The sequence below is a fragment of the Acinetobacter sp. P1(2025) genome (assembly GCF_051390655.1).
GTDB lineage: Bacteria > Pseudomonadota > Gammaproteobacteria > Pseudomonadales > Moraxellaceae > Acinetobacter > Acinetobacter junii.
In genome coordinates, this window is record NZ_JBPKBJ010000019.1 from 1 (window position 1) to 12,934 (window position 12,934).

A 12,934-nucleotide genomic window follows, 5' to 3' on the forward strand; every position below is an offset into this window, starting at 1 on the left:
GAGATACAAAAGAACCAGTTTGAGCGGATCTTTGAAAATGTATATCGTTGGCAGAAGAAATTATTTAGACCAATCATCAAAGACTTCATTGATGACTTTATTCTCGATAAAAATCATCTGCTACCACAGAGAATCTATAAATGATAGTGCGTAAGTCCTATATAATTAAAAAAGATTCATCTTATTAAAAATCAATTTGATCGAACTGACATAATCTTTGGTAATTAAAAGTCAAATTTAACAACTTATTCTGCATTATATTGACTATAAAGCTAAATATAAAAGCGAGTCCTACGATGAGTTTCTCTTTGATAAAAAACACTGAAAAATTAGTGACAAAACCTGCAATCACATCGTTGATTCATTCAATTTTCCCATTGCTTGACAGTTCTGCATCGCAAGATGGCAAGGCATTTCCTAAAGGCTACGCATTAAAACCTTATCATCAAGCCAAACATATTGGTTGGACTCATTATGGGGTGATGATTCCTGAACTACTAGCACCTCATCAATTCTTTTCAATTATGTCAGTTATCGGCACACCCGGTGCATTGGCATTTGATACCGATCATGTATTCAAAGATTCGCCTCGAAATAATGCAACTGCAGTTATGGGAACAGCGGCTACTTATTCTGATCAATTCAAAGGTTATTCAACTCCTAAAGAATGTCAGTTATATGAAGATGGATCGCATATTCAGCTATTCAAAGAGTGTAATGGGCTACACACCTAGAGAACATAGAGAAAAACAAAATAAAATTTGATGAAATAAAAGGAAGATGATCAGTTCATATCAGATTTTAAATAAAAAAGGCTGAACATTAAAATGCCAGCCCTACAAGTTGAATAAAATTTTAGGATTTATTGAGTGATGTTGTAAGCTCATCCCAACGCTGTATCGCACTGTTCATCGCTTGCGCTTTCACATGCCCAAAACCTCGCACCTCAGCAGGAAGTTTGGCAATTTCCTCCGCAACGACCAGATTGTATTTTTCAGGTGATTCAATTAAAGCCTCGACAAAGCTGATATAACGGTCACGCCACGCTTGTTCGTGCTGACGTTCTGTTTGACGAGCAAACGGGTCTAGGAAAGTTTCACGTAGCCATTATAAACGTGCCAATAGCATCAAAGGGAAACGGATCCAATATCCAAAAGCACGTTTACGAATATTTTGATGTGCGCCCAGTACAGGTGGAGCTAGGTGATAGGTTAGACGTAAGCCTTCTCCAAACTGTGAGGCTATAGACTGTTTGAATTTTTTAGCTGTAAGTAAACGTGCAACTTCATACTCATCTTTATAAGCCATCACTCGATAAAGTTGAGTTGCAATCGTTCCAGCTAATGATTCAGGTAGTTTTTCCGCAGCGCTTTCTACTAAGTTTTTATACTTCAAGGCGTAAGTTTCATTCCAATATTCACGCAGACGAGTAGTACGATCTTCAATTAGTTCCGAGATGGTCTGAGGTTTATTAAGTTTTGGCATCGCTGCGACTAAACGCTGAATTAAACTAGGATCACTGCTCAGATAACAACCGATGCGGAAAGCCTCGATATTCTTATCAACCGCCGTACCATTTAATTGAATTGCTTTTTCTATACTTTCTCTTAGTAGCGGTATTTTTCCTGATTGCCAAGCCATACCCAACAGAATTTGGTTGGTATAGATCGAATCTCCGAGTACTTGAGTGGCAATCCGAGCTGCTGGTAATGTAACTAGTTTTCCGTGATGTACACGTCCTTTCAAACGAGTAATTAAGTCTGTAATCGGAGCATACCAGTCCCGAGATTCAATAAAACTTAACGTTGGAGAGGCATCTTCATTCACGATCACCACTGCTTCATCTCTTAGGCGTGATAACGCAGCTTTGCTACCTGCTACGATTGCATCGGCACCGATTAAAATATCACATTGACCAGCAGGAATTTTTGTTGCTGAAATTTTCTCGTCGTCTGAAGCAAGTTGTACATAGGAATATACTGTTCCACCTTTCTGTGCTAATCCTGCCATATCCATAACACGTGTTGCTTTACCTTCTAGATGCGCAGCCATTCCTAACAATGCACCTAAAGTAACCACACCTGTACCACCAACACCACCCACCATGATTCTGCTCGGTGTGTTTTCCAAGCTTGGAATGATTGGTTTTTCTGGCCAGCCAGCAGGAAATCCTTCAAATTTTTCAGGGCGTTTCATATCACGTGTATGTACAGTGACAAAACTTGGGCAAAAGCCTTCGACGCAAGTAAAGTCTTTATTACAGGTACTCTGGTTAATTTGTCGCTTAGTACCTAATTCTGTTTCTACAGGTTCGACAGATAAACAGTTCGATTGTTTTGAACAGTCACCACAGCCTTCACAAATATCAGTATTAATAAATAAACGTTCAGCAGGGTCAGGGTAGGCATTACGTTTACGACGACGACGTTTTTCGCTAGCACAAGTTTGAACATAAATTAGGGCTGTTACTCCCGAAATATCACGTAATTGACGTTGGATTGCATCTAATTCATTACGGTGATGAATTTCTACATCAGGTGCTATACCTTCTTCGGCATGTATCAGCTCAGGTTCATCAGTCACGATAACCTGTTTTTTTATCCCTTCAGCGGCTAACTGACGCGTTAGTTGAGCAACACTCAAATGTCCATCCACATGTTGTCCGCCCGTCATTGCAACAGCATCGTTGTAGAGGATTTTGTAAGTAATATTAATTTTTGCAGCGATGGCTTGGCGAATAGCAAGATAACCCGAATGGAAATAAGTTCCATCACCTAGATTAGCGAAAATGTGTTTTTCATTAGTAAAATGCGATGCACCAGCCCAACTCACACCTTCACCACCCATTTGTGAATAGGTTTCTGTACCACGATCAAGTGAAACTGCAATGTAATGACATCCAATACCACCTAATGCACGACTGCCTTCGGGTAATTTAGTCGAAGTATTGTGAGGACATCCGCTACAGAAAAATGGCTTGCGATCAGCAATATCTAAAATACGTTGAGATTCTTGTTCAGCTGTTTTTAATAAACCAACTCGGTTTTGAATTTGTTCTTTTATACGTACTGGAATATCCAAGGCGAGAAAACGTGCTGCCAACATTTTTGCAATCGGTTCAGGCTGAAACTCGTAATATCCAATTAAGGGGGCTTCCTCAGTTGATGTACTCCATTCACCCTTACCATCACAAGCTTTACCAATAATATGAGGACGTTGATGGTCAGGTAGTGAATACAACTCATCTTTAATTTGGGATTCAAGAATCGGGCGTTTTTCTTCAACAACGATCAGCTCTTTTAAACCTTCTGCAAACTCATGTAATCCTTGTGGTTCCAAAGGCCAAATAAGACCGACTTGATAAACTTTTAAGCCAATTTGTTCAGCAATATCGTTATCAATCCCTAATATACGCAAAGCTTCAATCGTATCGAGATAACCTTTGCCACTCGCAACGATACCGATACGGGCATTTTCACATGACCAAGTGACTTTATTAAGTTGGTTGGCACGTGCATATGCTAAAACAGCAGGTAAGCGGTATTTGTAAAGTCGTTCTTCTTGTTGGATACCATGATCTGGCCAGCGAATATTAACGCCATTATCAGGAAATTTAACATCTTTAGGCAAGACTGGAATGACACGATCCTCATCAACATGTACAGATGCTGATGTCTCTACAATTTCACTCACGAGTTTCATGGAAGTCCATACACCAGCAAATCGTGACATTGCGACCGCATGAATACCAAGATCAAGAATGTGTTGTACTGAGGTTGGATAAAAAATAGGAATGCCGCAACCCATCATCACATGTTCAGACTGGTGCGGAACAGTAGAAGACTTACAAGAATGATCATCACCAAATAGGGCAACAACACCACCGTGTTCGGCTGTGCCTGCGAGGTTAGCATGACGTAGTACATCACCTGAGCGATCTACACCTGGACCTTTGCCATACCACCAAGAAGTAACACCATCAAATTTACCTTGACCTGCTAAATTGGCTTGTTGAGTACCCCAAATCGCGGTTGCAGCTAAATCTTCATTAACACCAGGTTGGAAGACCACATCATGATCTTTCAAAATTCCTTCAATTTGCCAAAGAAAATTATCATAGTTACCAACAGGTGATCCACGATAACCTGAAATAAACCCAGCAGTATGGTAACCATTTTTACTATCACGGCGGGTTTGAGCGAGTGGTAAACGCACCAAAGCTTGAATACCTGTCATATAAGCCGTGCCGTTATCGCTTATGTATTTATCATCAAGGGATACATCTTTAGTCGGTATCTTTTTAGGTGTAAATGTCGTAGCGATATTCATTTATGTCTCCTTTGTATTATGTAGTTCGAGCTACTTTCTTTTCTCAACATCCGAGTTGACTTTTGGAGTTATAGACATACAACGATCAAATCATGCGCTGAACCGTCAAAAAAATACGCATGGATGTATGTACATATTTACCATTGTGGTTGATCTAAACTGGTGCAACAATGCGTAATTTAGGAAAAGATATTTACGTTATGCGCAAAAATCTCGATGGTGGACTGTTGCATGCAATGCATGCTTTCCTGAAAGTGATTGACAGTGGAAGTTTTACAGCAGCTGCTGAACAGATGGATTTGACCACAGCTCAGGTATCACGTCTGATCAGCGAGTTAGAGTCACGGCTTGGTGTTAAACTGATGCAACGCTCTACACGGCAGCATGCATTGACAGATATTGGTGCGCTTTATGCTGAGCGTTGTCGACAAGTTCTATCGATCATAGATGAAGCAGAGTCTGAAGCGACAGGAACGGCAACAAAGCCAAAAGGACGGTTGCGTATTTTGAGTATGGCAAGCTTTGGGCATTATTATATATCGCCTGTAATGGCTAAATTTTGCCAAAGCTATCCAGATTTGACGGTTGAATATCGAACTTCGCAGAACACACCAGATCTTTTAGGTAAGGGAATTGATGTCAGCTTATATTTAACTGAATCACTGACTGACTCCAGATTCGTATCACGTCGTATTGGCACCATATTTTCTGTGTTGTGCGCATCTCCTGCATATTTAGAAAAGCATGGCACACCAAACTCACCTGAAGATTTGTACAACCATGCATGTCTACGTTTGGTCAACCCATCAATTACACCCGAATGGCATTTGATTAATGAAAAGGGTGGTTTTCATGAGATCAGTACGAGCGGTCAAATTGTGGCTGATACTCCTGAGTTATTATTAGATGTCGTACAACAAGATATGGGAATCGCATTATTACCGATGTTTTCAGTGATTGAAGCTGTTCGGGCAGGTCGATTGTGTCATGTCTTACCCGATTGGCGTTCACCTGATATTGGTGTTTATACCTTATTACCGTCAAGAGATTATATTGATGCAAAAACTCGTGCTTGGTTGGATTGGGTAGAACAATATATTTCACCAAAAATTAAATCAGATACTTCTTATTTTTATCAATTAACACATACTGAATGATCTAAATTTAAGTCAAAAATAAGTGATTAAAACAAAAAATATGAATGCTCCTTCAAATTTATTTTTAGTGGAGCATTTATAATGAACGCTGATATTTATTTATGCGCATGACTGCTGAAGATAAGTATTTGCATAATTAGATAAGTTTTTTCGGTTCAATGTTTGATTGATATTTTGACTAGCCAACATCAGTTTCTCTAGATTAATGCCTGTTTCATATCCAATGTGAGACAGTAAATAATATAAATCCTCTGTTGCAACATTCCCTGATGAACCTTTGGCATAAGGACAACCACCCAGTCCAGCAAGCGAAGAATCAAAGACTCGAATACCTTGCTGTAAAGATTGATAGATATTGGCGATTGCCATGCCATAGGTATTATGAAAATGTCCAGCCAAAATCTTGCTGTCCAATTCTGCTAAACATGCTTGCCAAACTTTTTGCACTCGATCTGGTGTCGCTGTCCCAATGGTTTCACCCAATGAAATCTCATAACACCCCATGTCATACAGCCGTTTGACGACATTCACGACTTGTTTTGGATCAATTGCACCTTCGTAAGGACAGTCCACCATACAAGAGACATAACCACGTACGCGAACATTATTTGCTTGCGCGGCTTGGAAAATTTCAGAGAATCGTTCTAAGCTTTCATCGATCGAGCAGTTGATATTCTTTCGGGTAAAACTCTCAGAAGCTGCGGTAAAGACCGCAACCTCTTTACATCCAACTGCTAAGGCAGCTTCAAAGCCTTTAAGATTTGGCGTGAGCAAGCTCAAATTTAAATCATCACATTGTGGCAACAATTTAAATAACTCATCGCTCTGTGCCATTTGTGGTACCCATTTGGCTGATACACATGAACCCACTTCAATTGACTTTAAACCTGCATCAATTAAATCATTGATAAAACTCAATCGCTGCTCAATACTTAAAGCTTGTTTCTCGTTTTGCAAACCATCACGAGGCCCAACTTCTACAATCTTTACATAGTCACTCATGCAACTTCCTCCTCAGCAGCTTGGAAGTCCACAAGCTCATCACCAGCTTTGACTTGATCTCCCACTTGGAAATAGGCATCCAAAATCACACCATCTTTTGGAGCACGAATGGTATATTCCATTTTCATCGCTTCAAGCGTCAAAAGCACATCATCTTTCTTCACGGTGTGATTTGCGCCTACAAGTAATTGTGTCACCACACCTGGCATCGGTGCTTTGAGATGTCCTTGCTCAGATTGACTATCAGTTTGATTATAATCCTGACGTAAGTAGCTAAACTTATAACTTTGTCCAGCGTTGAACAGGGTAATACCTTGCAAACCTCGATTAAAGGCGAGTTTTTGCTGGATTCCACCAATTTGAATATTTGCACTGTGTTGATCAGTCAATTGACCTGTAATGTGATACTGCTGACCATTAAGTTCTGCGTTAAACCCTTGTTCGACAGCAGAAAACTTAATTTGAATATTTTGATTTAAATAGTTCAATTTAATGCTGTGCTGATAAGAGACATTACTACGCCATAAGGGTTGTGCTAGCCACAGTTGTTTTTGAGTTGATTGATTGCCTTGCATTTGGCTTAGAAATTCAATAAATGCAGTCGCAACAATAAACTCAGGTTTTATGTTCGCTGGGCTAAACAAAAACTGTTCTTCACGTTGGATTAGATTCGTATCCAACTTTGCTTGTTTGAATGAATCACAACGTACAATCTTTTCCAAAAAAGCAATGTTATTGCCTAAACCATCGACATGGAATTGACTAAGCGCGTGTTGCATTTGAATCAAAGCAGCTTCACGGTTTTTACCCCATACGATCAATTTGGCAATCATTGGGTCGTAGAAAGTGGTAATTTCATCACCTTCAACGATGCCACTATCTACACGAACATATTGGTTTTGCGCTGGATAGCGGAGATAATCAATTTTACCGATTGCAGGTAAAAAGCCTTTGTCTGGTTCTTCGGCATAAATACGTGCTTCGAGCGCATGGCCATGAATTTGTAACTCATGTTGTAATTTTGGTAGTGGCTCACCATACGCAACTCGTAATTGCCACTCTACTAAATCTTCTCCAGTAATCATTTCAGTCACAGGATGTTCGACTTGTAAGCGTGTGTTCATTTCCATGAAATACGCCGTACCATCTTGTTCAACAATAAACTCAACCGTACCTGCACCGACATAATTTACCGCACGCGCAGCATCGATTGCAGCTTGACGCATCGCATCGAGCTTTTCGCTTGGCATTTGCGGAGCAGGGGCTTCCTCTAGTACTTTTTGATGACGACGTTGAACAGAACAATCCCGTTCAAATAAATGTACATAGTTGCCATGCGTGTCGCCAAATACCTGTACTTCGATATGACGTGGTTGAATCACATATCGTTCAATCAGTACATCATCATTACCAAAACTCGATTTGGCTTCACGTTTACACGACGCAAGAGAATGAAGGAAATCTTCGCTACGTTCCACTAGACTCATGCCTTTACCGCCACCGCCAGCACTTGCTTTAATCAATACGGGATAGCCAATACGATCTGCTTGTTGTTTTAAAAATTCAGCATCTTGATTTGTTCCGTGATAGCCCGGTGTTAGAGGTACACCTGCTTTTTCCATCAAAGCTTTAGAGGTAGCTTTCAAGCCCATCGCTAAAATGGCATCGACTGGAGGACCAATGAAGCAAATATTATGCTGCTGGCAAGCTAAGGCAAATTGATCGTTTTCCGAAAGAAAACCATAACCAGGATGAATCGCTTGGCTTCCTGTATCAATCGCCGCTTGAATAATACGATCAACTTGTAAATAACTTTGTGTTGCAGGAGATTGGCCAATATAAATCGCTTCATCAGCAAGTTTAACGTGTTGTGCATGTGCATCTGCATCTGAGTAAACCGCAACCGTCGCAATACCTAATTTTTTGGCGGTACGAATTACACGGCAAGCAATCTCACCACGATTCGCAATTAAAATCTTTTCAAACATGTTAATCATCCTTAATTGTTGTTATTAGAATTTGAAGTCCACGCAGGGGCTTGCTTATTTAAGAAAGCAGTTAAGCCTTCTTTTGCCTCACTGCCTTGACGGACTTGTGCAATATGTTGAGCAGTTTGTCGAAGTAACTCATCGTTCATACTTTGGTTGCTAACCATTTGAATCAGTTGCTTAGATGCTGCTTGGGCATGTGGTCCACCCAACAGTAAAGCATCAATAATCTCTTGAACTTTTTTATCTAAATCTTCTGCATCCGCAATTTCATGTGCCAAACCGATTTGTTTTGCTTCGTGCGCTGAGATACGTTCAGCAGTTAAAAAATAGCGTGAAGCTTGTCTAGCGCCAATCGCACGAATCACATATGGGCTAATCGTAGAAGGGGCAAGACCTAGTCGAACTTCAGAGGTTGCAAACTTTGCATCGGTACTCGCAATGCAAATATCACATGCAGATGCCAAACCCATACCACCACCAAAAGCAATGCCATGAACACGTGCAATCGTTGGCTGTTTTAAGGTTGCAAGTGCTTCAAGCATCTGTGCGAGTTTTAAAGCATCGGCTTCATTTTCTTCTGTAGAAGCTTGACCCGCTTGTTTCATCCAATTCAGATCTGCACCTGCTGAAAAGCTTTTACCACGACCTGCTAAAACCACAACTCGAATATCGTCACGGGTAGCAAGTTGCTTAAAGCAAGTATGAAATTCTTCAATCACCGTTGTATTGAAAGCATTGTGTAGCTCAGGACGATTCAGCCACACATATGCCACCTGATCATGCTGTTCCAGTTGTAAAAATTGATAGCTCATAAACACCTCTTACATGCGGAACACGCCAAATTTAGTCGGTTGAATTGGAGCATTCATTGCAGCGGCTAGACTTAAACCAAGTACTTGACGCGTTTGCGCTGGATCAATCACACCGTCATCCCACAAACGAGCAGAAGCGTAGTAAGGATGACCTTGACGTTCATACTGATCGCGAATCGGTTGTTTAAATTCATCTTCTTCTTGTGCTGACCATTCTGCGCCTTTTTGCTCGATCTGATCACGCTTCAAAGTCGAAAGTACGCTGGCTGCTTGCTCACCGCCCATGACTGAAATACGCGAGTTTGGCCAAGTCCATAAGAAACGTGGAGAATAAGCACGTCCACACATACCGTAGTTACCTGCACCAAAAGAACCGCCAATGATGAGTGTAAGTTTTGGTACATTTGCAGTTGCAACCGCCATCACTAGTTTTGCACCGTGTTTGGCAATACCTTCATTTTCGTATTGGCGACCCACCATAAAGCCTGTGATATTTTGAATAAATAACAACGGAATATTGCGTTGGGTACATAATTCAATAAAGTGTGCGCCTTTTTGAGCTGACTCAGAAAATAGAATGCCATTATTGGCAATAATTCCGACAGGCATCCCATAAAGTGATGCAAACCCTGTGATCAAGGTTGAGCCAAAACGAGCCTTAAACTCATCGAAACGAGAACCATCGACGATACGTGCAATCACTTCTCGTACATCAAATGGCTTGCGCGCATCGGTTGGGACTACACCATACAACTCTTTCGCATCAAACAATGGTTCATCAATCTGTTTATTGAGTTCGTTTGGTTTTTTATTCAAATTGGCAACGATATTACGTGCAATCGCAATCGCATGTTCATCATTTTCAGCGAGGTGATCAGCAACACCTGAAAGACGCGTATGTACATCACCACCACCCAAATCTTCGCTACTTACGACTTCACCTGTTGCAGCTTTAACCAGAGGGGGGCCACCCAAGAAAATCGTGCCTTGATTACGCACGATGATAGTTTCATCTGACATCGCAGGAACGTAAGCACCACCAGCGGTACAGCTACCCATGACAACTGCAATTTGGGCTATACCTTGGCTCGACATACGTGCTTGATTGTAGAAGATACGTCCGAAGTGATCACGATCAGGGAAGACCTGATCCTGCATAGGTAAATACGCACCACCTGAATCTACAAGATAAATACAAGGTAAGTGATTTTGTTCTGCAATTTCTTGAGCACGTAAATGCTTTTTAACCGTAAGTGGATAATAAGTACCACCTTTAACCGTTGCATCATTTGCAACGATCATGCATGTCACACCATTGACCTGTCCAATACCCGCAATCACACCCGCAGCAGGAATATCATCCTCATAAACCTTATACGCAGCAAGTTGTCCGATTTCTAAAAAAGCTGTGCCAACGTCAATCAATTGATCTATACGTTCACGTGGAAGCAATTTTCCACGTGCTAAATGCTTTTGACGTGCGTTTTCTCCGCCACCTAATGCGATATTTTGGGCGACTTGTGTTAAATCATTGACCAACGTCTGCATAGCTTGTTGGTTTATTTTGAAGTCTTCACTTCGCACATTAATTTTGCTTTGTAATTGATTCATATGATGCATCCTGACTTATCGTTATTATTTGGTTTCATTAAACAATTCACGTCCGATCAACATACGACGAATTTCAGATGTGCCTGCACCAATTTCATAAAGTTTTGCATCACGCCATAAACGCCCCGTAGGGAATTCATTGATATAGCCATTGCCACCTAAAGTTTGAATCGCTTCACCCGCCATCCATGTCGCTTTTTCTGCTGCATATAAAATGGCACTGGCTGCATCTTTACGTAAGCTACGGTCATGATCTGCTTTATCACACGCTGTACCAACGGCATATACAAGCGCTTTACAAGCCAGCCAAGTTGAATACATATCAGCAAGTTTGCCTTGCATTAATTGGAATTCACCTAAAGCTTGTCCAAATTGTTCACGTTGATGTAAATACGGAATCACGACATCCATGCAGGCATCCATAATGCCAAGTGGACCTGCGCTAAGAACTGCACGCTCATAGTCCAAGCCACTCATCAGGACTTTAGCGCCGTTACCGACACCACCCAACACGTTTTCAACAGGTACTTCTACATTGTCAAAAAACAATGGATAGGTATTTGAGCCACGCATACCCAGTTTGTCTAAGTGATGACCATGACTAAAACCTTTCATGTCCTTTTCAATTAAAAAAGCGGTCATGCCTTTTGCGCCTGCATGTGGATCAGTTTTTGCGTATACCACTAGGACATCAGCATCACCGCCATTGGTAATCCACATCTTGGAACCATTTAAAACGAAATGATCACCTTTTTGTTCAGCACGTAATTTCATACTGACCACATCAGAACCCGCATTCGGTTCAGACATCGCTAGGGCACCGACATATTCTCCAGAAATTAATTTAGGCAGATATTTCTGCTTTTGTTGCTCATTACCGTTGCGATTAATTTGGTTAATACATAGGTTTGAGTGTGCGCCGTATGAAAGTGCAATTGCTGCAGAAGCACGCGAAATTTCTTGCATAACAATAATATGGGCAAGATAACCAAGGTTGGTGCCGCCGTATTCTTCAGAAACCGTTAGGCCTAATAAGCCCATATCACCGAACTTTTTCCATAGATGGCTCGGGAATTTATTATCTTGATCTACTTGCTGAGCAATTGGTGCAATTTCTTTTGCACAAAATGCGGCAACTGAATCTTGAAGGGCAATCAATGTTTCATCCAGACCAAAATTCAAGCTACGTAGGTTCATTGTGTTCATCCTATTGGTTATATTTGTTGTTCCATAAGCATTCTTGTTTGTGCTTAGGAAGTACCATACAATGAATTTTTGAAAAAGTGAATAGAGATTCATAAAATGATTTACAATTCACTTTATTTGATAGAGAATAAATTTCATGAGTTATAAACGATCATCTTTAATGCAAGAACGGATGGAACAAAATCGTAAGTCGATTTTGAGTTCAGCCAGAAAATTAATTTCAGAAGGAGGGTTTAAAGACGCACAGATACAAACAATTGCTGAGCAAGCAGGTGTTTCAAGTGGGTTGGTTTATCGCTACTTTGACAATAAAAGTCAGGTACTTATTGAAGTTCTGTCAGAAGCGATCAATACCGAACTTTTAGTGATTGATGCGATTACGGAAAGTGATCTAACGGCGGAACAGAAGTTACATAAAGCGGTAACAACCTTTGTAAAAAGGGCACTAAACAGCCCTCAGCTTGCATATTCACTCATGTTTGAACCTGTTGATTCATTGGTAGAGCATGAGCGTTTTCGTGTTAAGCAGTTGATTAAACAAAGTATTATTAAAATACTCGCAGATGGAAATGCAAGTGGCGAGTTTATGTTAGAGGATTTAAATACCACTGCACTTTGTGTGGTTGGCGCGATGACTTTTGTAGTCGTAGAACCTCTAGACCCAGCTCAAAATACAAAGTTTGATCAGCAACACAAAGACTATTTTTCAAAGCAGATTGCTGATTTTTGTGTGGATGCCGTGAGGAAAAAATAGGCATAAACAACAATAAAAATCAAAACAAGGCAGTTTGAAGAATAGTTGCAGTAATAACAATGAGATGAAATC

8 protein-coding genes and 2 pseudogenes are annotated in these 12,934 nt (G+C 40.7%); 4 read left to right on the forward strand and 6 right to left on the reverse strand.

Annotated elements, in window-relative coordinates:
- Positions 1 to 144 (forward strand): annotated as a pseudogene (locus ACSC97_RS06700) (IS701 family transposase); the annotation flags it as partial.
- A gap of 188 nt (positions 145 to 332) precedes the next feature.
- Positions 333 to 734, forward strand: a complete 402-nt coding sequence (locus tag ACSC97_RS06705) for a DUF6670 family protein (protein ID WP_436660021.1) — start codon at positions 333 to 335, stop codon at positions 732 to 734.
- 121 nt (positions 735 to 855) lie between these two features.
- On the opposite strand, the pseudogene ACSC97_RS06710 reads toward ACSC97_RS06705, so the two are convergent.
- Positions 856 to 4,329: pseudogene (locus ACSC97_RS06710) on the reverse strand (indolepyruvate ferredoxin oxidoreductase family protein).
- 200 nt (positions 4,330 to 4,529) lie between these two features.
- On the opposite strand from ACSC97_RS06710, the gene ACSC97_RS06715 reads away from it, so the two are divergent.
- Entirely contained in the window at positions 4,530 to 5,486 is a 957-nt protein-coding gene (locus ACSC97_RS06715) for a LysR family transcriptional regulator (protein WP_129262808.1), read from the forward strand.
- A gap of 99 nt (positions 5,487 to 5,585) precedes the next feature.
- On the opposite strand, the gene ACSC97_RS06720 is transcribed toward ACSC97_RS06715, so the two are convergent.
- Genes ACSC97_RS06720 through ACSC97_RS06740 form a run of 5 tightly spaced genes read right to left on the reverse strand, consistent with a single transcriptional unit; the run spans position 5,586 to position 12,099 of the window.
- The gene (locus ACSC97_RS06720; RefSeq protein WP_436660023.1) at positions 5,586 to 6,488 is read right to left on the reverse strand and encodes a hydroxymethylglutaryl-CoA lyase; all 903 of its coding nucleotides are present in this window, start codon (positions 6,486 to 6,488) and stop codon (positions 5,586 to 5,588) included.
- Positions 6,485 to 8,476: an acetyl/propionyl/methylcrotonyl-CoA carboxylase subunit alpha gene (locus ACSC97_RS06725; RefSeq protein WP_436660025.1), complete on the reverse strand. Its 1,992-nt coding sequence runs from the start codon at positions 8,474 to 8,476 to the stop codon at positions 6,485 to 6,487. The genes ACSC97_RS06720 and ACSC97_RS06725 overlap by 4 nt, the downstream gene beginning before the upstream one ends.
- 11 nt (positions 8,477 to 8,487) lie before the next feature.
- On the reverse strand, positions 8,488 to 9,291 hold the full coding sequence (locus ACSC97_RS06730; protein WP_436660027.1) for an enoyl-CoA hydratase/isomerase family protein: 804 nt from the start codon (positions 9,289 to 9,291) through the stop codon (positions 8,488 to 8,490).
- A gap of 9 nt (positions 9,292 to 9,300) precedes the next feature.
- Entirely contained in the window at positions 9,301 to 10,902 is a 1,602-nt protein-coding gene (locus tag ACSC97_RS06735; protein ID WP_243482376.1) for a carboxyl transferase domain-containing protein, read from the reverse strand.
- 24 nt (positions 10,903 to 10,926) lie between these two features.
- Positions 10,927 to 12,099, reverse strand: coding sequence for an isovaleryl-CoA dehydrogenase (locus ACSC97_RS06740; protein WP_004911138.1), 1,173 nt, complete (start codon positions 12,097 to 12,099; stop codon positions 10,927 to 10,929).
- A 145-nt stretch (positions 12,100 to 12,244) separates the two neighbouring features.
- On the opposite strand from ACSC97_RS06740, the gene ACSC97_RS06745 reads away from it, so the two are divergent.
- Positions 12,245 to 12,862, forward strand: coding sequence for a TetR/AcrR family transcriptional regulator (locus ACSC97_RS06745; protein WP_436660030.1), 618 nt, complete (start codon positions 12,245 to 12,247; stop codon positions 12,860 to 12,862).
- Positions 12,863 to 12,934: the final 72 nt, after the last annotated feature.